The sequence below is a fragment of the Kribbella turkmenica genome, assembly GCF_004348725.1.
Classification (GTDB): domain Bacteria; phylum Actinomycetota; class Actinomycetes; order Propionibacteriales; family Kribbellaceae; genus Kribbella; species Kribbella turkmenica.
Window position 1 is genome coordinate 1 of record NZ_SMKR01000132.1, and the last position, 21,452, is coordinate 21,452.

The 21,452-nt window shown below is 66.0% G+C and carries 20 protein-coding genes; 7 read left to right on the forward strand and 13 right to left on the reverse strand.

What is annotated here, in order from left to right; all coding sequences use genetic code 11:
* The first annotated feature begins 296 nt into the window (after nucleotides 1-296).
* Complete coding sequence (locus E1218_RS25900; protein WP_132324574.1) at nucleotides 297-701, forward strand: hypothetical protein; 405 nt, start codon at nucleotides 297-299, stop codon at nucleotides 699-701.
* Between the two features lie 449 nt (nucleotides 702-1,150).
* On the opposite strand, the gene E1218_RS25905 is transcribed toward E1218_RS25900, so the two are convergent.
* The 13 genes from E1218_RS25905 to E1218_RS25970 all read right to left on the reverse strand — a co-directional run bounded on the left by E1218_RS25905 (nucleotide 1,151) and on the right by E1218_RS25970 (nucleotide 17,128).
* Nucleotides 1,151-1,357 carry a helix-turn-helix transcriptional regulator gene (locus E1218_RS25905; RefSeq protein WP_132324576.1) on the reverse strand — a complete coding sequence of 69 codons (207 nt, stop codon included), beginning with the start codon at nucleotides 1,355-1,357 and terminating at the stop codon, nucleotides 1,151-1,153.
* A 338-nt stretch (nucleotides 1,358-1,695) separates the two neighbouring features.
* The gene (locus E1218_RS25915) at nucleotides 1,696-2,505 is read right to left on the reverse strand and encodes a hypothetical protein (RefSeq protein ID WP_132324580.1); all 810 of its coding nucleotides are present in this window, start codon (nucleotides 2,503-2,505) and stop codon (nucleotides 1,696-1,698) included.
* Between the two features lie 168 nt (nucleotides 2,506-2,673).
* Nucleotides 2,674-3,231 (reverse strand): hypothetical protein, encoded by a 558-nt coding sequence (locus E1218_RS25920; protein ID WP_132324582.1) that lies wholly within the window; start codon nucleotides 3,229-3,231, stop codon nucleotides 2,674-2,676.
* Nucleotides 3,162-3,947 carry a hypothetical protein gene (locus tag E1218_RS25925; RefSeq protein WP_132324584.1) on the reverse strand — a complete coding sequence of 262 codons (786 nt, stop codon included), beginning with the start codon at nucleotides 3,945-3,947 and terminating at the stop codon, nucleotides 3,162-3,164. The genes E1218_RS25920 and E1218_RS25925 overlap by 70 nt, the downstream gene beginning before the upstream one ends.
* 89 nt (nucleotides 3,948-4,036) lie before the next feature.
* Complete coding sequence (locus tag E1218_RS25930; RefSeq protein ID WP_132324586.1) at nucleotides 4,037-4,321, reverse strand: hypothetical protein; 285 nt, start codon at nucleotides 4,319-4,321, stop codon at nucleotides 4,037-4,039.
* A gap of 1,062 nt (nucleotides 4,322-5,383) precedes the next feature.
* Complete coding sequence (locus tag E1218_RS25935; protein ID WP_165949429.1) at nucleotides 5,384-6,163, reverse strand: heparin lyase I family protein; 780 nt, start codon at nucleotides 6,161-6,163, stop codon at nucleotides 5,384-5,386.
* Nucleotides 6,164-6,410: 247 nt separating this feature from the next.
* Nucleotides 6,411-7,475 (reverse strand): alginate lyase family protein, encoded by a 1,065-nt coding sequence (locus E1218_RS25940; protein ID WP_132324590.1) that lies wholly within the window; start codon nucleotides 7,473-7,475, stop codon nucleotides 6,411-6,413.
* A complete protein-coding gene (locus E1218_RS25945; RefSeq protein WP_132324592.1) occupies nucleotides 7,472-9,100 on the reverse strand; it encodes an extracellular solute-binding protein in 1,629 nt (542 codons plus the stop codon). Before E1218_RS25945 ends, E1218_RS25940 begins: the two co-directional genes overlap by 4 nt.
* 37 nt (nucleotides 9,101-9,137) lie before the next feature.
* Complete coding sequence (locus E1218_RS25950) at nucleotides 9,138-10,007, reverse strand: carbohydrate ABC transporter permease (RefSeq protein WP_202866189.1); 870 nt, start codon at nucleotides 10,005-10,007, stop codon at nucleotides 9,138-9,140.
* 77 nt (nucleotides 10,008-10,084) lie between these two features.
* Complete coding sequence (locus E1218_RS25955) at nucleotides 10,085-11,071, reverse strand: ABC transporter permease (protein ID WP_165949430.1); 987 nt, start codon at nucleotides 11,069-11,071, stop codon at nucleotides 10,085-10,087.
* A complete protein-coding gene (locus E1218_RS25960) occupies nucleotides 11,071-12,315 on the reverse strand; it encodes a polysaccharide pyruvyl transferase family protein (RefSeq protein ID WP_132324596.1) in 1,245 nt (414 codons plus the stop codon). Before E1218_RS25960 ends, E1218_RS25955 begins: the two co-directional genes overlap by 1 nt.
* Before the next feature lie 140 nt (nucleotides 12,316-12,455).
* Nucleotides 12,456-13,469 carry a LacI family DNA-binding transcriptional regulator gene (locus E1218_RS25965; RefSeq protein WP_132324598.1) on the reverse strand — a complete coding sequence of 338 codons (1,014 nt, stop codon included), beginning with the start codon at nucleotides 13,467-13,469 and terminating at the stop codon, nucleotides 12,456-12,458.
* Nucleotides 13,470-13,741: 272 nt separating this feature from the next.
* Nucleotides 13,742-17,128 (reverse strand): alginate lyase family protein, encoded by a 3,387-nt coding sequence (locus tag E1218_RS25970; protein ID WP_165949431.1) that lies wholly within the window; start codon nucleotides 17,126-17,128, stop codon nucleotides 13,742-13,744.
* A gap of 278 nt (nucleotides 17,129-17,406) precedes the next feature.
* Here E1218_RS25970 and E1218_RS25975 point away from each other — a divergent pair, with 278 nt between their 5' ends.
* The 6 genes from E1218_RS25975 to E1218_RS25985 all read left to right on the forward strand — a co-directional run bounded on the left by E1218_RS25975 (nucleotide 17,407) and on the right by E1218_RS25985 (nucleotide 20,869).
* Nucleotides 17,407-18,408 (forward strand): LacI family DNA-binding transcriptional regulator, encoded by a 1,002-nt coding sequence (locus E1218_RS25975; RefSeq protein WP_165949432.1) that lies wholly within the window; start codon nucleotides 17,407-17,409, stop codon nucleotides 18,406-18,408.
* A 171-nt stretch (nucleotides 18,409-18,579) separates the two neighbouring features.
* Nucleotides 18,580-19,206: a hypothetical protein gene (locus E1218_RS36735; RefSeq protein ID WP_202866190.1), complete on the forward strand. Its 627-nt coding sequence runs from the start codon at nucleotides 18,580-18,582 to the stop codon at nucleotides 19,204-19,206.
* A 131-nt stretch (nucleotides 19,207-19,337) separates the two neighbouring features.
* Nucleotides 19,338-19,985: a nucleotidyl transferase AbiEii/AbiGii toxin family protein gene (locus tag E1218_RS36740; protein WP_202866191.1), complete on the forward strand. Its 648-nt coding sequence runs from the start codon at nucleotides 19,338-19,340 to the stop codon at nucleotides 19,983-19,985.
* Nucleotides 19,946-20,158 (forward strand): hypothetical protein, encoded by a 213-nt coding sequence (locus E1218_RS36745; protein WP_202866192.1) that lies wholly within the window; start codon nucleotides 19,946-19,948, stop codon nucleotides 20,156-20,158. The genes E1218_RS36740 and E1218_RS36745 overlap by 40 nt, the downstream gene beginning before the upstream one ends.
* 49 nt (nucleotides 20,159-20,207) lie before the next feature.
* Nucleotides 20,208-20,342 carry a hypothetical protein gene (locus E1218_RS37835; protein WP_267900323.1) on the forward strand — a complete coding sequence of 45 codons (135 nt, stop codon included), beginning with the start codon at nucleotides 20,208-20,210 and terminating at the stop codon, nucleotides 20,340-20,342.
* An 8-nt stretch (nucleotides 20,343-20,350) separates the two neighbouring features.
* A complete protein-coding gene (locus E1218_RS25985; protein ID WP_132324604.1) occupies nucleotides 20,351-20,869 on the forward strand; it encodes a hypothetical protein in 519 nt (172 codons plus the stop codon).
* The last annotated feature ends 583 nt before the right edge of the window (nucleotides 20,870-21,452 follow it).

Sequence of the window (21,452 nt, forward strand, 5' to 3'; positions counted from 1 at the left end):
GGCTCGGCCCCAACCCGTGCATGACCTTCTGGCCGGGTGTAAGTGAGCTCCTGAACGTCCACGGCCATCTCGGCGCGTCGGAGATCCGCTGGTTGGACCCCGATCCATTCGACCAGGACGGGGATCCGGCGCTCGCGACCACCGGCCTGCATCCCCGCTAGACCGGCGAGGCCGGCGTGTGATCCTCACGTCCGACTCGGTCGCGCCCTTCCAACCCTCGTCATGCCCCGACGAGGACCCAGCCCTGCCACCGCCTCCCCTGTCGGTGGTAGGGCCTCAGTAACTCGGAGGACACCATGCAGTGGAGCGACCTGAAGCATGGCGACAGGGTCCGCTACCTCGACTACGGCTCAGGCACAGTGAACAGCGCGGGCCCGCTCTGGCTGCTGATCACTTGGGACAACCCAAAAGAGTACGTCGACTACCACTGGTCGGGTGAGCTCGAGCGGCACCTCACGCGCCTCACAACGCCGGCGGAGGAGGCGCGGTCGATGACGGACACCAAGCCGTTGCACCGAGTCCGCGCCTGGCCCGGCGAGCACCTGATCATCGACTATGCCGGAGCATCTGCAGCCGCAGCGCGGTTCGAGAACGCGATACGCCGCAGCTTCATAACCTTGCGTGTGACGCACGAAGCCTCGGAGGAGGTTGTCACGGCAAGGGCCCGTCGTCTGCACCATCTCCAGGCCGATGATCGGTGATGTCGTTGTATTCCGCCCTGCCGGTCCTCGAAGACTCTGTCTCGACGGTGACCGACTTCTGGTTGACTCGGGCAACCTTTCGCCAGTGCCCGGAGATCCGGACGTAGTCGCCCTTCTGAATCGTCGCTGAGGAGTGCTTCGTCGCTCCCTCGATCAGCCGGTCGCTGACCTCGTGCCAGTGGTGCAGCCGTGCCTCGATATCGATCCGGCGGATGAGCATCCGAATCGCCCACAGATCCATCGCCGCCGAAGTCTCACTACGAGCTCCGTTGCACGGAAGTGCTGCTCGAGCTGACGATCAACCTTCCGAAGATGCGCTTCGAGACGGGTGATCTGCCGACCGATCCAACGCGGAGAGTACGACTCCTCGGCTCGCTCAGCACTCGCCGCGTCGCAGATCGGAAGTGCGGCCTCGGCAAAGCCGTCGTCGGGGGTTTGTGATCTCGGCATCAGTCCCACCTCTCGTCGAGGATGTGGTCACTCAGGTCGGCGAACCAAGCGATCACGTCGCTGGCTCGGTACCGCAGATGCCGGCCGACCTTCTTACCTCGCGGCCCATAGCCGAGCGTCCGCCACCGATAGAGAGTGCGCTTGGGGACATTGAGGTAGGCGGCGACCTGATCGATGTCCCAGAGCGGATCGGCGTCAGTCGTCATCAGGTCCCCCTCCCGCAGAACGATTCGGCGTACGTCGTTCTCTGTCGAGCTTCACGATCCGCCGCAGCTCACCTACTGGTACGCCGAGGATCTCTGCCGCGGCCTCCGTCGAGCGACACACGCGCGAGAGCTCGGCAACCTCCGCCGCGCACACGGCCTCCGCATCCGCGACGCGTTCGTCGTACCGCTCGATGGCCAGTGCCCTCGCCTCGACGGCGCGGTCGAGCGATGTCTGTGCCTTGACCGTGCGGCGTGTGGCCGCTTCGATCCTCGTCTGCCGTTCACGTGCGCGCCGCAACGCGGCGGCGCGTTCGCTGGCTCCCATTTCCGTACCACTCTCACGGCACCGGGCCGTCGAGCTCGGGATGAGACGAGGGCGATTCCATCGCCCGTCCCGGCTCCTGTGCGAGCAACGCGCCGTGGACCTTCAGGTACTCATCCGTCGGCTCAATCAGCGTCCTGGCCGTGTTGATCACGCGGACGCCGGTCTCCATGATCACGTTCTCCGGCTCGTCCGGGTCGGCCACCTTCGCCCAGCCCCAGATATAGGAGAACGATTCCGCCTCGATGGCAATGCCATAGCGCCCGAGTACGACGTACGCGACCGATTCGGCCTCCACCTCGCGAAGCCCCTCGCAGACCTCATCGCCGCCTCGTTCCGACGCGTGCATCCGAGCGTGCCTGACCTCATGTGCCAAACGCGCGACGGCACGAAAGTCGTCCGGGCGATCCGCGATCACGATTCGTCCCGAGTCGAAGTCGGTGAAGCCCTCACAACCATCGCCGAGTGGACGGACGTCAACGGCGAATCCGTCCGCCGCGACCTCTCTCGCCAGCGCATCCCACAGCGTTCTCGCCACTACGAAGTCCGCAGACGTCAGGGTGCGAGGCAGGTAGATCGGCGGTCCCGATGTCGCGGTCACGTCGTATACGGATCGGACTCTGAAGCCGATCACCTGTTCCTCGACCTGTACGCCAGCACCGGCATGCCCCGCTCCGGGCTCAAGCGCACTGGCAGTGGCCGTCCGCCACCGAACCGGTGCCAGGATCCTGATCGCCTGCTCCGACTTCACCCGCCGACCTAGCTGCTCCCACACATGCGCGTGCGCAACCCAACTGGCCTGCGGCAGCTGCAGGTTGATCGGCACGATGTTCCCGAAGCCGTACGTCTGGAACAGCGCCGCGACATCCAGCAGCTTCGACCAGTCCGATCCCGACCGCAGCTTGCGAACCTGGGCATCGAGGACCCGGTGGAGATCCTCTGCGCTTACCTTTCCGTTGCCCAGAGCAACCTCCCGTTGAATGGGTTCTGCGGTTCAACGGACGAGAGCGGCGAACTCCTGTCCTGGATCGGTCATCTGGGATACGTCCTCGACGTATGCCTGCGGAATCCTCGTGACGAACTCCGCCCTCCGACGCGACCGGGTCGAGGTCCCGGCCAGCCGCCGCACAGCAACCGACGCAGCCGTCAGGTACCGGGCGGCGTCAGCCAAGTCGTTCGTCAACTCCTCGAAGCACTCCCAGCGTGCGATTCGTATCCACTTCGCCTGCAGCGGACGTGCACCACCGGTCGGGTGACGGAGGTAGCGGAGGTCGACCAATGCCGCCTCCCGCCGAGGAACGAAGATGCGGCCGGCACCGATCAGCCAGTCCACTGTGTTCTGCTGGTGTCGGCAGGTCTGCTCGGCAGCCCACAGCATCTCGTCCACAACATCGATCACCTGCGCCGCCGCTCTGGGATCGGGGACCAGTCTGCTATCGCGAATCTTGCCGTCAACGCGAAGCACGCAGTCCACCGCCTCCCTCAGCTCGACGTACGCTCCCACCCCGGCGACTGGCTCGAACCGCTCAGATCCGACAGTCGCCGACGCCACGCCTGCTGAACACCGCGGGCACTCAGCTCGAAGCTCAGGAGCTCACTCCCAACGGTCAGCAGACTGTGCCGCGTCGCCCGGTCGAGACCCGCGTTGGGCGCCGACAGCAGGCTGGTCACCAAGTACCTAGCGATGCTGACGACAGTGCGCAACTGCGCGGTCGTCGAACGCAGATCCCGCGTCAGGACCGTCTGCGGTGGAACGGAGGCGTGCGTGCGTTCCCAACGGGCCGCGGCCGTCGCGACAGCCTGCAGATCACCTGCCTGCGCGGCCGGCCAACTCGCCGCCAGACCAGCCAGACCGCCGAGTCCAGCGCGCCGCACGTCAGCGCCAGCGAGGTCGGCCAGTTCCTCCGCCACTCGCAGCAGATGCGCCCGGCCATGCGTCCGAGCCGCTGTGTTCCGGACGCCCGCCCTGGCGCCAATCAGCGCGATGGAGGCCACCTCCGCCCGGGCTGCGATCAAGTCGTCGCGGACCTCGAACGCCCACGACGCGGCGGCGTCCTGCACCGCCAGCAGGTCGGCGCCAGCCCCGATGGCCTGCGCCAACCGGCCGAGCGCGTTGTCCGAGCGCCCCGAAGGCTCGGGCTCCGCGCGAGGGCTCGTCCGAAGACGGCAACGCAACCACCGCAGGTGGTACTTCGTTGCAGACAACACGGCCTGCCAGTCCGCCATCACCTGCGCCTCGTCCGGATACACCCCACGCTTCGCACTCACGGCAATTCACCGCGCCGTACGAAGCAAGTCCTCATACGTCGCGCGCATCACGCACCGCCTGGATGTCAGCCGCCGCCGTCCGCACCGCATCACCCAGCGCCAGCCGCCAACTCAGGTCCTCGATCGACACGTCGATCCGATCCACCAACCGCAGCCTCGTCCAGCAGCGCAGCCGGATCTCCCTCAACCTCCCCGTCGTACCGGACGTACGGCATGATCTCGAGCAACTCACACAATCGATACCGACTGAACGCCGTCATCGCCCAACGCCCGTCCGGCGCCGCAGCCTCAATCTGCTCGACGATCGCCTCCGCGCGAGTCACGAACTCCACCACGCGCAGACGTACGTCGCCGCTCGAAACCTTCTCGTCCACGTGACCACTCCGTTCAGTCCTGGATCCGACAGTCCAGGACGTCTGTCCCGGACCACGGCGACTCAACGCATGCCACAGACAACTTTTCGCTCGAGCCGAGCAGGCTAGGTCGTCCCGGCGGCCTGAGACCGACGAACCGGCGCAACCGCGACGTGTCTGGCGAAGATGATGTAGACCATTTCCAGTCCCGCGGGCAGTTCGCGTCCAAGGTGACGAATCGGGGTCTGACCTGCGCGTTTGTATCCCAGTGTTGCTCGGCCGTGATCGGTTTCATTGCCCCACGGAGTCGTGACGGAGCAGGCGCTTACCCGTAGCAACCTTGACTGACCGTTTGTCTCGGGTGTTCGCCCGGTGTGTACACCGGCGTCTACGGCCTAAGCCCAACGAGGACAACCTGAGGGCTCAGCGTGACCAACTCGGCGGGAAGGACGGGCAGTCCGACCACACCTGCTCGTCAATACAGAGTCAGCAGAGTTGACCTGCGTGTGCTCGCAGATACTCCAAGCAGCAGTGTCCGAGTGCGCGTACGTTGCCCTCAGCATCGACACGTTTGATCCCGTACGCCCGGATCCGTTCCTCTACGGCATCCGCATCCCGTTCAAGCGTCTCCCGGTCCGGCAGACTCGCATGGTACCGGTGGACGAGCTCGCTGTGCCCGGTTAGCCGGCGAACGTCGGCCTCGAGTGTTGCCTGCTCCGCAGCGTCTTGCTGGAGCTGCGAAGACCGGTCGGAGATGAACAACGACGTACCCTCGTAGGGCCGGCGCGACAGCGCCACGATCTCGGCGTCGGGGGCGGGCACCGCTCCGCCTCCAGCCGGCCTCGGGCTGCGAGACTCTTGCGGAGGACGTTACCGGTCTCCTCTGCTTCAGCTTTGTGCCCGAATCGGTGCTGGTAGTTGAGTGATCGATGTTCAGCCGGTTGAACCCGACCTGCCCGAGAGCTCTGAAGCTGAACAACGAAAGACGGTCTCGACTGCTGGAGTCGGGACCGTCTTCGTCGCGCACAAACTCCGAAATGTCACCAAGGGCCGCCACTAATCACCGAAGGCGTATCAGGGACGTCAACCGCGGTTGTAGGGCTGCACCGCCGCCTTGCTGGCGCCGATCCTCACGTTCCGGAAGTCGGAACGGAACGTCGCGCCCGGCTGGTAGTCCTTGTACATGCCGAACTTGATCCTGAACTCGTTCTTGAAGGAGTCATCCTTGCACGTGGAGCGCGTCGCGTAGCCGAAGTACTCCTCCCGCTCGAAGAGCTTCTCCTCGACGGTGGTCGCTCCCACTCTCTTGTGGTACACCGCGATACGCCCCTTCGGCGCGCCGTCGTGGTAGGGCTCCACGTTGTACTTGATGACGAAGGAGTGCCATTCGTTGGCGCCGATGCTCTTGGTCGCCATCGAGATGTCGTAGTTCGTATCGGGGTCCTCGCCTCGGCGCACGAACTGGAGGTTGTGCCCGTTGCCGGCACCGGACTGGATGCGCACGCCGCCGATCGGGTTCGCGGTGCACTGCCACAGCTGCAGCACGTACGCCCCGCTGCCCGTCACGTCATCGACGCCCTCGGGGATGCGAACGTCGAACCCGACCCACACGTCGGTGTGGAACGGCAGGTCCCACCCCGTCGCCAGCTCCGAGCGGTCCCGGAGCGTATTTCCAGCAGCGTCCTTCCAGGTGTTCTTGGCCGGGTCCTCAACGATGGCGCCTTCGTACCTGAAGTCCTTGTCCGTGCGGAACGTCAACGCCCGCGCGTCCGAGGTCCCGGTGATCTGGGGTGCCTGCCCCGCTCCCTGACACTTGCCTGGAAACCAGCCGGCGCCCTCCCGGAGGTTGCCGCCGGCGCCCAACGTCGCACTGCACGCACTGGCGTTCTCGATCGTCCAGCTCTCACCTGCGATACCCGCCGAGTAACTGGGCACCGCGGCTGCTGCCGCGCTGGCGGGTCGTGAGCTCGTCACTGCGGCGAAACCCACCGAGGCGCTCAGGGTCAACGCAACGGTGAGAGCCATCGTCTTTCGAGCAAGTCGACCATGGGCGGAGATCTGCATCTGTATCATTCCTTCCTTAGAGGGGAAATGCTTCGTTCGCTGATGCTCAGGTCGGGATGTGTTCCATGGCTGCGGTCGACGGGATCTCGGGGGCGGGTAGATCTTGCCTTCGCAGGGTTTCTGCGAAGGCTTTGAGGCTCGGTGTCTGGTAGATGGCGGCGGCTTCGTCGGCGAGCCACAGGGCGGTGCGGTCGAGGTCCGGGAGCACCCGGGGCCAGATCCATCGACGGTCGTCGTTGCCGTGCTCGGCCCAGAACTGGAATGCGTCGCGCAGACTGCCGTGACCGGGTTCGGCGGGCGCGTTCCACAGGTCGCGGCCTTCAGCAGCTGCAACCCGACAGCAGACGGCGAAAGCTCGCAGGCAGTAGGTGGTGTAGAGCAACGAGTCGGGACGAGCCAGTTCTCTCGGGAGCGCGCCGCCGGGAGCGATCTGGCGCAGCCGGATGTCGAACCTGTCGAGGGTCTCGGTGAGCGCGGTCCGATCATCGACGAACTGCAGATAGCGCAGTACCTGCGCGTCCCACCAGACTCCGTGGTTGTTGGTCATCAGTTCTTCCTCGCGACCGAGTTCGCTAGACCGCATCCAGCTGGTCAAGTCGGCGAACCAGCCCTGGAGGAGCGGGAGGCCGTCCGTGAACCGTCCGGCCCTCACCAGCAGGTCGACGTGATCCACAAGGTCGGTTAGTAAAGTCGCTTCGATCTGCCCGATCGCCGCACCGTCGTGCTGACCCGGCAGCGCGGCAGCGTGAGCGAGGTTGGGGCGCATCGCGGTCGCCGGGTCCAGGAACCAGCATTCGAGACGTGCCTCCGCGGCGTCGGCGTAGCGTGCTTCGCCGGTTCGGAGGTGGGCTTGCACCAGGGTGTTGACGGCTGCGACCGTCTGCCGGAACCGTCGTTTGTCGTAGCGATCGCTGAACGCGTCCGGGTTCCGCCGGCCGTCGATCCTGATGTACGGGAGACCGTCGGCTGTCTGCGGATTCGGCCAGGAGTAGTTGCCGACCGAGTAGTAGTCGTGGGCATCTCCGGCCCAATCCGACGGCTCACGGTCGATGATGGAATACGGCCGCCCGGCCAGGAACTCGTCGGCCTGGGTCGTCAGTTGACGGCTCACTTGGGTCCCGCCTCCGAGAAGGCCTGTTCATACTCGGCCCGGATCTGGTCGCCGCCGCCGTTGCGCCACTTGGTCACGGCCGCCTTCCAGCTCGAAACGGGTGCGCGTCCAGCCAAGATGCCGTTCCGCGCATCGGTCAGGTCCTTGCCCAACTGCAGACCTTTGGCCGCATCGGTCTGGGAGTACAGACCCTGGGTCGGATCAGGCGCGAGAATCGGCAGAGCGGCTTCCTGATAGTCGAAGCGGGCCTGAGCGACGTCGCGCCGGCCCGGGTCGTAGATGGCCTGGGTCGGTCCGCAGACGTACCCGAACGGCACCAGCCGCAGATTCTGGCCGCGCGAGTTCACGATCGGATCCCTGCCCTCGAACCTGAACGTCTGGCGCTCGATCCCGAAGCTGCGCAGGAGGTACTCGGAAGATCCGAACGGCGCGGCGAGCCAGTCGAGCACCCGGAGCACCTCGCGAATCCGGCCCGGTTCGGCCTGGGTGACTGCGGTGAACGCCTGTGCTGCGCTTCCTCGCGGATGCAGGGGCTTGCTGGACGCGTCGTATCCGAACATCGCAAGAGACCCGAGCTTGAAGCCTGGCACCTCGGCGCCCCACATCTCGTACTTGCTCCAGCCGGCGTACCCGCCGAAGACGATCGGGGTGGTCCCGTTGGTGAACCAGTCATTGCGTTGGTTGTTGGACGCCACCAGGCCGTCCGGGTGGAAGACGCCGGCGTCGGCCAGCTCGCGGGTGTCGGCCAGCGCCTTCTCGTACGCCTCGAGCTCGATGTTCGAGGCGAACTTCCCGCCGTCCTCGATCCAGTTGCCAGGGATTCCGAGGGCAGCGGTGATCATGGTCAGGGTGCCACCCGGATCCCCACAGGCCCATCGTGACTTGCGCTCGTTGGTCAGCCCCTTCAGCAGTGCCTTGAACTCGCCGATGTCCTTGGGCTGCGCGGGCAGGCCGCTGCCGGCGACGAGGTCGGCGCGGATCCAGGCGACCCCCGGGATCGGTACCCGGGCGATCGGCACTCCCCACAGAGCGTTGCCGTACACCGTCTTGCGCCACGAGTCGGTCGAGAGACCCGCCAGGTTCGGATAGTCCTTGATGGCATCGCCCGACAAGTACTCGGTCAAGTCGGTGAACTTTGCCTTCAGCAACGCGGGCAGCTGCTGCACCGAGCCGTAGATCGACACCAGGTCGGGCAGATCTCCGCCGGCCACGGTGGTCGCGAACCGTTGAGCGTAGTCAGCCGCCGGCGCGTACGTGATATCGAGCTTTCCGCCAAGTCGCTTGTCGACCTCCTGCCACAGTGGATTATCGGACTTGCCGGGCGCCACCGGGTCGAAGGTGTAGGTGAGTGCGGAGATCTGGCCACCCGACAGCGGTGGCGTACTGACCGCCGCGACAGGATTCGGCGGGTACTCGAAGTACCCGCTCATGCCGAGCGGGTGTGCGCTCTTCAGCGCGGGTTCGGCGTTCCCGGCCTGGGCGAACGTCGGAAGAATGTCCGCTCCGATTCGGCCAGAGGTTCCCGTCGTCGTCTTGGCGGAGCAGCCGAGAGCTGATCCGGCGGCACCGGCGACGGCTGCCGCGGACAGCCCTTTGAGCAACGTACGGCGCGAAAGCGCATCCATGGTTACGGTTCCCTCCTCATGGCGGGCGTCCGGTCGATCAGCCTTTGACGGCGCCGATCAGAAGTCCCTTGCTGAAGTGCTTCTGGATGAACGGGTAGATGATCAGGATCGGGATGACGGACATGACCAGAATCGCCATCTGGATCGATGCCTGAGGTGGCAGCGACTCGGTCGACGCCGAGAGCTCGTCCGTACCGAGCGGCGTCTGGTTCACGACGAACGTTCGCAGGACCAGCTGCAGCGGCCACTTCTCCGGCGAAGGCAGGTAGAGCAGGGCAGAGAAGAACGCATTCCAGTAGGCGACGGCGTAGAACAAGCCGACCACCGCGACGACGGCCTTCGAGAGCGGCAGGACGATGAAGGTGAGGATCCGGAGTTCGCCAGCCCCGTCGATCTTCGCCGACTCGGTCAGCTCACTGGGCAGCTCGAGGAAGAAGGACCGCATCACGATGACGTTGAAGGCGTTGACCACCACCGGCAGAATCAACGCCGCCAGGTTGTCGATCAAACCGAGCTGCTTGACGATCAGGTACATCGGGATCATGCCCGGATTGAACAAGAGCGTGAACAGTGTCACCAGTAGAATGGGCTTGTGCAACAGCGATCCCGGCCGCGACAGGGCGTACGCGAGCATGATGGTGCAAGCCAGCGACAGGACCGTGCCCACAGCGGTGACCGCGACCGACACGCTGAGGGCCCGCGTCACCACTCCTCCCGACAGAACGGCCCGGTACGCCGCGAGCGACGGCTCGCTGGTGAAGAGGACAAGTCCACCGCGCGCGCTGATGTCGCGTTGTGGCGCCAGACTCGTCATCACGACGGCGACGAACGGGACGATCACTGCGAGGCAGGCGACGGTCAGCAGTACGCCGCGCGCCGCGGTCGCCCAGCGCGGCTGCCGTCCCATCCAGGCAGGCCGCTCGTCCGACGCCGATCGATGGTTGCGTCGAGCACGGCGTTCAGCGGAGGTTTCCAGCAGTCCCGTCATTTCGAGTACACCCCCCGCTCCCCCATCGCATGGGCGAGCCGATTCGCCCCGAGCACGAGAACCACACCGACGATTCCCTTCACCAAGCCAACCGCGGCCGAGACACCCCAGTTCCCGCCGATGATCCCGTTGTTGTAGACGTAGGTGTCGAGCACTTCGGAAGCCTGCGCGCCGACCGGACCCTGCTGCAGGAGGATCTGCTCGAAACCGACCGTGAGCGAATCACCCAGTCGCAGGATCAGCAGCAGTACGATCACGGGCCGGATCGCGGGCAACGTGACGTGCCACAGCTGCCGAAGCGGGCCGGCCCGGTCGATCGCCGCCGCCTCGTACAGGTTCAGGTCGACCTTGGACAGCGCGGCCAGGAAGATGATGGTCGACCATCCGGTGTCCTTCCAGATCACCTGCGACGTGATCAGCAGTTTGAACAGCTCCGGTACGCCGATGATCTGGAAGGTTCCCAGGTCCGCGGAACGCAGCCACTCGTTCAGCATTCCGCCGTTCCCGAGCATCTGCTGGAACAGCGCCACGACGATCACCCAGGACAGGAAGTGCGGCAGGTAGAGGATCGACTGCGTCAGCCGTTTGGCTCGTTCGTTCAGCATCGAGTTGAGTACCAGGGCCAGCGCGATCGGCAGCGGGAACACGAACAGCACCTGGACCATCGTGATGATCAACGTGTTCACGAGGGCGTTCAGGAACTCCGGATCACCGTCCAAGATGACGGAAAAGTTGCTCAGGCCAACGAAATCTGACCCCCTGATGCCAAGAAACGGCTGGTAGTCCTGGAAGGCGATCACGTTGCCCAGCAGCGGCAGGTAATGGAACACCACCAGGACGATCACGCCGGGTATTGCGAGCACGAGAAGCATCCGGTCCCGGTGCCATCGGGTCGCGAGCTGCCCGCGGACGCGAGGCTCGCAGGCGGCAGGCGCACCGGGATCTGCGCCGGCCCCCGGCCGCACCTTGATCCCCGACGACATCAGGAGATCCTGCTGCCGACCGCTGCGATGGCGGTCTCGACCATCTCCCGCACGCGCTCCTGCGCGCCGTCCCGCGCCTGCCGCGCGACTTCGGCCGCGGCCGGCCGGTCGTCGGCGATCTTCTGCATCAGTTGCCCGGCCGCAGCGTCGGTCCCAGGTCCCAGCTCGACGAACGGCAGGCCGAGATCGTTGTACATCTGGCCCTTGATCGTGTCGGTCGGCTGACGCAGGTACACCGACGGGATACCTTCCGCCAACGCGATCAGAGGTGAGTGGCATTCCATGCTCACGACCGCGCCGGCCCGCCGGTACACCGCGGCCGCCTCGGTCAGGTCCCAGAACCGCGGCAGGATGTGAACAAGGTCGGCCACGTCGGCAGGGAATGTCCCCGCGAACTCGGCCTCGGCGACCTCCATCGCGTAGCTCATCTCCGGCACGACGAGCGCCGGCTCGCCAGTAGCTCGCACCCAACCGATCACGGTCTGCCGCAGAACGTCCAAGTCGGACTTCAGATAGCCCGCGTTGTAGGCCGACCGGCGAAGGTCCTCGGCCGCGGGTGGGTAGTTCCGGATCTGGTGGTACGGCGTGAAACGGAGCCGCGGCACGACGCACAGGAAACGTCCGGGTTTCAGCCCGTAATCCGCGAGGACCGCCTGGCCGTCACCGTCGTCGACCACGTCGAACATCACGGTGGCGTCCGGACCGAACGCGATCTTGGGCGCCCCTAGTCCCTGCCCGGCCAGGAACCGCTCGGTCAGCGAGTCCCGGCAGTAGACGAACGCGGCCGTGTCGAGCACCTCGCGCTCGCGCTCGGTGAGCAGGTCACCGTCGATCGCGTTGACCATGCTCGCCGCCCGGTCGAGCGTCGAGAAGTACGGGCGGAGCGGGTCCACCGTCACCCCGAAGAAGCCGTGCGGCTTTCCGGTCAGCCGCCGCCACTCGGCGACTTCGGCCTGGCCGACCAGCGAGGGTCCCGACCCGTGGACAAGAAGGTCGCCCTCGGCAAACATCCGTTCCAGCCCGGGGCTGAGCTGCTCGTCGGGCACGACCCGGTCCTCGATGATCTCGACATCCGGGAAGTAGCGGGCCAGCATCCGCCGTACGCTCTCGTCGATGCTGCGGGCCCACAGCGTCAGCTTCACCTCCGGCGCATAGCGCTCAAAGGCTCGGAGCGCGCCTGGGGTATGGGCGACGTCGCCGATGTTGACGGTTTGCCAGCCGGAGACGAGAACGACGTGAACCATGCGGAATTTCCTGTCCAGCCCATCCAAAACAACGGTGGGCCTACGGTCGATTCGGGGCTACTGCGAGCATCATGCCGATGATTCATCGGTTAATCAAGACCTGTGAGACCTCGGCGGGTGAGCTCTCGGCAGGTCGGCGCTCAGCCGGCGTACGGTGCTGTCGATCCTCGATCGATCAGTTTCGGCGCCGGCCGCGTCACCAGAGCCGACTTGACGCGGCGGCCATCGATCATCCGGCGCAGTGTCGTGTAGGCGCGCATTCCGGCTTGCTGCACAGGCATCCGGACCGTGCTCGGTGCCGGCCGCATGGTGTCCGCCGCGGGCAGGTCCTGGTACACGACAATCGACAGATCGTCGGGGATCCGCAGGCCGAGATCGAGAATCGCCGCGATCGCTCCCGACGCCGCGACGATGTTGTCGACGATCAGCGCGGACGGCGGCCGGGCCGAGCCGAGGAGCTCGCGCGTCGCGGTCGCCAGATCCGGCGGCTCGTAGCCCACCTGCTTGATCAGCGACCGGTCGAAGCGCACACCCGCTGCCCGCAACGCCGAGCGGTAGCCGTCGAGCCGGGCGCTACTGGCGATCTGGACGAGTGGGCCGCCGACCAATGCGATGCGGCGGTGCCCGAGACCCAGCAGATGCGTCGCGGCCAGACCGATCCCGGCCGCGTCGTCGATCCACACCGACACGGAGTCGTCAGGTCGCGGGTTCTGCAGGATCACGTACGGGATCGACCGCTTGGTGAGTTCCTCGGCGGTCTCGTTCCCCCACTGGGTGGACCGCAACAACACCCCGTCGACCATGCCGGTGCCGACGATCCGGCTCATCAGGTGGCTGCCCGGCTCGATCCACAGTGCGTCGGCCAACAACAGCACGTCCCCGTGTTCCTCGGCGGCCGCATGCATGCCACGAATCGCCAGCTCGAAGACCGGGTTCGCGATCTTTGGCACCACCGCTGCGATCACTCCCGATCTGGACAGTCTCAGCGACTGCGCGGCGTGGTTGACGCGATAGCCCGTGTCCCGGATCGCGTGCTCGACGCGCAGCCGGGTCGCCTCGCTCATCCGGACGTTGCCGCGAGCCCCGGAGATCACCGCGGAAACCACGGCCGTGGACACCCCGGCCCGCTTCGCAACGTCCTTGATCGTGGTCATGCCGCCAGCGTAACCGCACCCGCCCTCGACACCGATCAACGCGGCTACCCGCGAAGCTCCACAGTGTCAGCCTGGTGTGCGATGGAGACGAAGCGTCCCATCAGGGCGCTGCCAACGCCGCTGGTGCACCGGCCTGGCTCGACGAAGATATCGACGAGCCGGACGCGCGTCTCGTGAGGCCCCGGTATGAAGCAGATCTCTGCCGGAGATCATGCTTCGTGTCCCGAGGCCTCACGTGGTCGCATCGTCACAACCGGCTCAACCGGAAAGGTTCACTCTGGACCTGCGCCAGGAACACTCGGACGGACGCGCTGTCGCTCACAGGAGCCTGCGACAGCGACGTTCTCAAACGTGCTCTCCGTGGATGCGTAAAGCCCAACGCCGCCGCTCCGGACAACGGTGTCGCGACCCTCCAGGAGCTGAACGCCGTTCAACGTGACGGTGATCCGGTCACCGTGAATCGCTGCACCAAGTTCGACGGGACCTGTCAACGGGTTGCTGAGTGATACCGTGCCCACCGTGACCGGACCCGACGCGTGAGCCTCGCGCACGATACTCGCGTACTGAGTTCTATTGCTCGTCTTGCCGAGGTGGATCCGGTATCCATAAGAGTCCGAGGTGTCTCGCAGCGAGATGCCCGCGGTGCCAACGGATCCGTTGATCGTGACCGTGGCCTGCGCGACATAGTCACACGCCTCGGAGAAGCGTGACGGCAGCGTCGAGTCGGCCAGTACGTGCGCCCTGCCATCGGTAGGCGTGAGCTTCAACTGACCGGAGTTGACGGACGCCTTTCCTGCGATGCCCCGCCAATTGGCCTGGTCGAGCCCTTCCTTGATCTTGACGTTGTCAAAGGCCGCAGCCCGGCCATTCGTGGAGGCGGCGGCACCACCCGTCGGCAATTGCGTGTCGTCTGCGGAGATCGACGTGTTGCCCACTGTGGCGATCAGATGCTTCCCGACAGCGGAGACGGTCAGCGTGTGCGCGCTGTCTGCGTTGATGGGCAGCTCCGTCTCCGCGAGAAGCGTAGACGTCGCGTTGTAAACCTTCACGAGCTGCAGCTTCGCGCCGCCCGACGTATTGGCAACATCGGCCCTGTAGTAGTTGCGGGAATCGTGGTAGCGGAACGCGAGACCGGTCGTTGCCGTCGTCTGGTTTCGTGTCCCCGGAACGATGTCGGCAGTCACGACCACGTCGTCCGGTACGTCCTGCTGCACCGCCAACGACTGCGTGTCCGTACTCGAGGTCTGGACGAGCTGCGTGTCAGGCTGCGCGCCGCCCAGGGTCCAGGTGCCCTGCACTGGCGTCCAGCCGTCAAGGGAGCCATTGAAGTGATAGGCGGTGCTGTCCACGCTCGCGTCGGTGAACTCCTCGTTGAGCAACGGGTTCGGGGCGAAGGCCGCCTTGGCCGAGACGTTGACGAGGTCGCCGGTGCGGGTGAACGCGGTCGGGGTGCCGTTGATCTTCACCGCGCGTGCCTTCGGCGCGTTGATCGAGAGGGTGCCGGTGAAGGGGTCCCCGAGCGAGATCCGGGCGGTAGCGCCCTGCAGTTCAACACTGACGTCGGCCACAAGTCCGGAGGCTTTGATGACGGTGTCGCCGTCGTCGACCAGCGACGATCCCTGGGTCAGCGCGTACCGCGTCAGCGCGCCGCCGTTGTTGGCACGCTCGAGGTAGGCGGTCTCGGCGTCAGTCGCGGCATCGCCGAATTGCCTCGAGGAGGGAATCGCCTCACGCGACAGGTAGAAGCGGCCGGTCGCTTTCGGCAGGTCGATCTCCATCGCGCTGGCCACGGAGTGATTCACCTGGGGCAGTTCGATGCGCGACGCCGTGACCGAGGGCGCGGCGCCGGCCTTGCCGGGAACTACGACCGTGTCCAGTCCTGTGGCGCCGATGGCGGACCAGTCGTACGACAGGTAGTCGACGTCGGTGAGAACCTGCTCGCCCACGCGCACGGCGCCGTTCTTGTGGACGTTCGACGTGAGATCGGCGCCGGCCGGGGCCACGGGGACGAGCTGCACGCCGGCAACCGGTGTGGCACCGGGCACGGTGTCGAACCCGACTGTGGCGACGTTCGTGTTCGGGTCAACGGTGACCGGATCGCCAGGGAAGTGCCAGAGCTGCCGGTAGTCGTGCGCGCCGGCGTCACCCATGAGGTCGTCGGAGACGACCCAGAAGCCGGGCTTGACGAAGTAGACGACGCGATCGTGCGCGATCGGCCGGTAGGCCTGCGTCTTGCCTCGGTAGATATCGAGGCCCGCGTTCGAGCGCCACAGCGACGTCGAGCGGGGCAGGCCGGCGGGCTGCGGTTGTCCGTCGACCTCGATGGTGTTGTGCGCCTCGGTGGTGCGGCGCATCCAGTTGTTCGTCGGGGTATCGCTGTAGTCCCCCACTCCGGGGTCGACGATCAGCGGACGCCCGTACGCCGCCATCACCAGGCTGAGGTCGTCGGGATGCCGATGCGAGGCCGTATAGCTGGAGTTCTGGTTGTTGATCAGCATGTACCGGGCATCGGCGTCCCACCCGGACCGCTGGACCGCATAGCTGATCGGAAACACCGTGGACGACAGCGTCGGGACGGTCCCCTCGGTGCGCCCGGAGGCGACCCAGGTGAAGTCGGACCAGGAGTTACGCTCACCGGTCCTGCGAATCGCGCTCTCGCCCGCGTCCGCGTTCGGAGAATCACCGACGGGCGCTGTCTCGAGATTCGGCTGACGGGTCGCGAACAGCGCATCCGCGATCCAATCCGCTGACTGAACAATCCCGTCGGGCAGGGTTCGCCCGTTGGCATCGGCTACTTCGATCATCGTGTTGATCAAATCCGCCACGTAGGCCTGATAGTTGAACGCCGGCTCGCGGTACACACCGTCGCCTTTCAGGTGCGCGCGCAGGAACCGCTCGACCGAGCGCACCACGAACGGCTCCCAGACGAAGGACGCCTTGAACTCGGGCAGATAGACCGCCGAGACGTAGATCGCGCGGGCCATCGACACATACCAGTTGTTTCCGACATGGATCTGCAGCACCGTCGCGAGGCGATCCGTCGTCGCGTGCACGCCGGACAGGTACGCCACGAGGTCATTCGCGTCGATGCTCGGCTCCGTCCGGAACACGGAGAACGCGCTGACGAGCTGTGTCAGCCGCTTGCCGCCCGACAGGTTGCGGTTCTGCGGCCAGCTCGGATTGTCGGCGAAGAAGTCCAGTGAGATGTCCATCCAGGCCGACGCGTACACCGCACGCTTCTGCGGGTCGCTCTCTTTCAGATAAGCGCTCGTCAGCGTCGACATGAACGCGAAGTCACTCATCAGAACCTTTGCGCCCCCTGGGGCGGTCTCCGTCCCGCCCCAGGCGTCCGCCCAGTCCACGTCGATCCGCTGCGCGGCATCGTCGTAGAAGTCACGGGTCACGGTGCCGAACCGGAAGATCCCCGCCGCCAATTCGTCGGCGGTCGCGTCGCCGCCTCCTCCCCCGCCCACACCCGGGTACTCGATGCCCGAGCGGCCCGCGTAGTAGACCTTGAGCTCGGCTGCGGCGCCCGCCTCATCGCCGGCTGCAAGCTCCGCCGCCACGCGGGCGAGGCCCGGACGCGTCAGGTCGAACAGCTCACCGAGATCCGGCATGTCGGTCCTGGCGGCCCGGGCCGGCGACAGACCCGTCACCATCAGAGCCAGCGCGACTGTCGTCGCAGCCCACGCATGGACACGGCGGCGAGTGCTCCGCCGCAGAAGTCTTCGTTGCATCCCATCTCCTCATGACACGTGAGAGTTTTTGCTGAGTCCTTCAACTGCGCCCACCAGCCCCCTCACGGTTCGCGCGGCCGGTCAAGGGCCGCGCGGAAGACCGGCCCGGTTCCGAGCCGCAGGCCCGTTAGGTGACGTATCGTTAATTCACCGTAGATTTGATTGCGACGTTACGTCAACGGTTCGAGGGAGGCGCAAGCGTGACAACGCAACGGGACATCGCCCGCACTGCGGGGGTATCGGTCGCGGTGGTCTCGGCCGTGATCAACGGCACGGCCCACACCCGGATGAGCGAGGCCACCCGTGCCCGCGTCATCCAGGCAATGGAAAACCTCGACTACCAGCCCAACCAAGCGGCCCGGTCCCTGCGGCTCAACCGCACCGGCATGATCGCGCTGATCCTCCACAAGCTCGACAATCCCGTCTACTCCCACCTGCTGCGCGGCGTCTACGGGGCCGCGGCCGAGCACGGCGGGACAGTCCTGCTCGGCGACGCCGAGATGATGCGCTCAGGCAGCCAGTTCGTCACCCGGCTGCTCAGCCAGGGCACCGTTGACGGCATCCTGATCCGGGATAACTCACTGTTCGACGACGACGTGCTGGCCGAGCTGCGCTCCCATCCCAAGCCGATCCTCAGCCTGGATTACGCCCGGGACCACCCGTGGGTCGGCATCGACGACTGCCGCGCGGGCGAGATCGCGACCCGGTTCCTGCTCAACCTGCACCATCGCCGGATCGTCTTCATCGGTGGGGCGACCGGGTACGCGTTCCGGCAGCGCTACCTCGGGTATCAGCAGGAGATGCAGCGGGCCGGCCTGGAACCGGCGCCGCACTTGGCCACCGGGTTCGGTGAGCAGGCTGGCTCCGACGGGCTGCGACAGGCGCTGCAACTGGCGGCCGCGCCGACCGCGGTCGTGGTGAACAACATCATGAGCGCCGTCGGGGTACTGGCCGCCGCCCGCGACCTCGGCATCTCGGTACCCGACCAACTGTCCGTTGTCGGGATCCACGACGTCGGCCTGATGGAACACCTGCGCCCTGCCGTGACCGCGGTCCGAATGCCCATGTACGAGCTCGGCCAGGCCGGCGTCCACGCGCTGTACGAGCTGATGGCGGGACGGCACTGCACCAGCGGCATCATCACCGACTACGAGCCCGAACTCGTCGTCCGCGACTCGGCAACGGCCCTGACCGACGCCTGACCAGGTGCCGTCTCCAGGGGACGTGCCACCAATGGACGTAACGTTATGTCATCGCGGTGCCTACGAGGAGCCGGCGGCGCCCCGTGACACTTCCCTACGGAGCCGCGCGTTCGGCGGCAGCTGAAGAAGCTGAGGAGCGAGTTGCCTCCCGTCGAGTGACACGATGTCCGGGTGCGTGACATCACCGGCGACTTCGAGATCCACCTGACGACCACAAGGTCGGGCGTCATCGTCGACCGGACCGGCGGCGAACTCCGGATGACCACATGGGCCTCCGACGACGTCGCCGCGTCCGTGGCGAGCCACGGGCTGAAGTTCAGCGACATCGTGCTCGACCGCGGACGGTCTCCCCAACAGCCGATGGTGACTGTGCGAGCGAGCGGTACACTCGAGGAGGTCGGGCGGGTCAGCCGCGAGTGGAGTGACCGGATGCAGGCGGAGCACTTCTCCGTGGTCAGGATCAAGATCGAGGCGGCTCCTTGGAACGACGGTGTGCCCGAGCAGGACGCGGACGCGGTCGAGAGCCGCTACTTCGAGCATCACGTGAACCTGCTGCTGCCCGACGCCGCGGCCGGGACGCTCGTTTCGCTCACCCGGCTGCTCGAGCCGCACCAGGCGAGGTTGTTCGGAACGCCCGCCGACAGCGCGACGGCCGGCACGAGCGGTTCGCCACTCAGCGCTGTCACCGGGCCGGGAGGAACACGGCCAAGGCACGGCTCGATCGCCTGCTGGTTGCGCTGCGCGGCTACGAGATCCTGGAGGTCGAAGAGGAATACGTCGTCCTCGACAGCCTGCTGAGTCTGGATAGCGGCTGGCTGAAGGAGGTAAGGCCGGGCACCAACCCGTACGAGGACAGCGCCCGGCGGGCGCCCGCTGGGCAACCGGACTATCCGGCGACCTACCTGCCCTTGCCTCAGACTGAGCCCTCGGTGAAGCAGCGGGCCGCCTTCGACCCGGCGCTCAAGCAGTATCCGCACGCCTATCGGGCTGGTCAGCCGACCTTCGACGACCCAGAACTGGCGGCGCGCTGGCGGTCCACGCGGCGAGCGGCGATCGATCACCTACTGCGCTTGATCGCCGCTTCCGACTGGGCCGGCAGGCTCGTATTGCGCGGCAGCGTGACCCTGCGCGAGTGGTTCGGCGAACAGGCCCGCGAGCCGGGGGATCTCGACTTCGTCGTGCAGCCGGCCGGCATCGGCTTCGACAGCCCAGAAGGGCTGCGTTTGCTCGACGACGTGATCGCCGCGGTGGCAGCCGACCCAGGCCCCGGCCTTCAGTCCGCGAAGGTGGCGCGCGACGAGATCTGGACCTACGAGCGCGTCCCCGGTCGTCGGTTGATCCTTCCGTACGAGCACCACGGCCTGACCGGTTTCGTGCAGCTCGACTTCGTCTATAACGAGGAGCTGCCTATGGAGCCGGAGCGCCTGCCGATTGGCGACGCCTCGCCCCTCACGGCCGGCCCCGAGCTCTCACTGGCCTGGCAACTCCTCTGGCTGCAGTCCGACACCTTCCCCAGGGCAAGGACCTGTATGACGCGGTGTTGCTGGCCGAGTCGACCGACATCTCCCCCACGCTGATCCGAACGGTGCTCGCTGCCGAGCACGGCAGCCAAGGCTTCAGGCCCACCACCGTTCTCGGGTGGGATGTCGACTGGCAAAACTTCTTGGACGAATCCCCCACGATCGAAGGCGACGCCGAATCGTGGAAGCAGCGGCTGGCCCTGGCGCTGGAGCGGTCCTACGCCGGCTGAGTCTCGGCGGTTCATTGTCAGGCCACGCTGGAATGCCATACTCCGGCGAGTGAGCTATGACTTCGTGATCTGGGAGAGCGACGCATCCACCGGCGAGCGCGGTGCTGCGGCCACCTTCGAAGAGCTGTTCACCCGGTACCTCGAGGCCGGCCTGGTTGCGGCGGCCTCAAGGATCCAGGCGTAGTCCGAAGCTTGGCCGCCCGGTTCCCGGACGACGAGAGCGAGGACACTCCCTGGGCAGCGGGCGGTCCGAGCAGCAATTGTTCGGGACCGATCCTGTACGTCGCGATCAGCTACAGCCGGGCCAACGAGGTCGAAGTAGTCGCGAAGCGACTCGCACAAGAACACGACCTGGTCTTCTTCGACCCTCAGAAGGCGCCGAGGGCGCCTGTCAACCGCGGTGAGGTGACCATCACCACCTCGCAAGGGACAGTAGCTCTACCCGACCGCTGGGTGTCCTTCCTATCGCACGAACTGCACAACTTCGACGACTACGCAATCGTGGACAGCGGCCGGGACCGTGTCTTCGCGCAAGCACGCAACGACAACGGAGCCCTCACCCTCGAGTACCGCAACGGCTCACCGCAGCAGCACTACCAGGTCAAGGGTGTCGACCTCGGCGATGTCGCGGAAGCACTGTCCCAGTGGGCGGAGAACCGCCGCCACTTCATCAGCAAACACACCTGGGAGCGCCTGAGCCTCTGGGACTGATCACCCCGGAGGCTCCCTGTTTCATTCCGGCACACCACCAATCGCCGTCCCTCTCCGAGATCACTGCCAGATTCCACCTAAACCGACCGAGTCAGCCTCTGAACGAACGAGCAAGCGGCCCCACGAAGACTGACCCCGCACCGGCTGATCTTGCTGCGCTGATGCTGACCGCGTTCCCGATGATCGGCGTAATCAGATGGGGTGTCGACCGAGTCCCTCGGTTTCCTCGACTGCGCGTCGCCTGCTCAAATCCTGCGCGAGGTATCTGACGATCCCCGGCGCCGCCGCCGATGCGGCGGCAAACGGCCTTCAAGTGAAGACTCAACTACTCGGCAGGCTCTCCAGCAGCCGAACACACCGCCACTTCACCGAAACGAAGACTGAATCGTCCCGGGTTTGATGCACCCTCGGTTATGTGAGTGCGACCGGTTGGTCGTCTCGGGTTTGTGCATAGTAAATCGGCCTCGGCTTCGGCGGGTGGACGTCGGTCGAGGCGGTGCATGAGCCGGCTGGTGTTGTACCAGTGGACCCAGTCGGCGGTGATGGCCTCGAGGTTGCTGAGGCCGGTCAGGGGGCCGCGGCG

What these genes read in the sequence shown, in the direction of transcription:
- E1218_RS25970 (WP_165949431.1), bottom strand. Translation starts at nt 17,128, where the DNA reads ATGGTGACGGGTCTGTCGCCGGCCCGGGCCGCCAGGACCGACATGCCG.
- E1218_RS25945 (WP_132324592.1), bottom strand. Translation starts at nt 9,100, where the DNA reads ATGGATGCGCTTTCGCGCCGTACGTTGCTCAAAGGGCTGTCCGCGGCA.
- E1218_RS25905 (WP_132324576.1), bottom strand. Translation starts at nt 1,357, where the DNA reads ATGACGACTGACGCCGATCCGCTCTGGGACATCGATCAGGTCGCCGCC.
- E1218_RS25950 (WP_202866189.1), bottom strand. Translation starts at nt 10,007, where the DNA reads ATGGGACGGCAGCCGCGCTGGGCGACCGCGGCGCGCGGCGTACTGCTG.
- E1218_RS25955 (WP_165949430.1), bottom strand. Translation starts at nt 11,071, where the DNA reads ATGTCGTCGGGGATCAAGGTGCGGCCGGGGGCCGGCGCAGATCCCGGT.
- E1218_RS25900 (WP_132324574.1), top strand. Translation starts at nt 297, where the DNA reads ATGCAGTGGAGCGACCTGAAGCATGGCGACAGGGTCCGCTACCTCGAC.
- E1218_RS25965 (WP_132324598.1), bottom strand. Translation starts at nt 13,469, where the DNA reads ATGACCACGATCAAGGACGTTGCGAAGCGGGCCGGGGTGTCCACGGCC.
- E1218_RS25960 (WP_132324596.1), bottom strand. Translation starts at nt 12,315, where the DNA reads ATGGTTCACGTCGTTCTCGTCTCCGGCTGGCAAACCGTCAACATCGGC.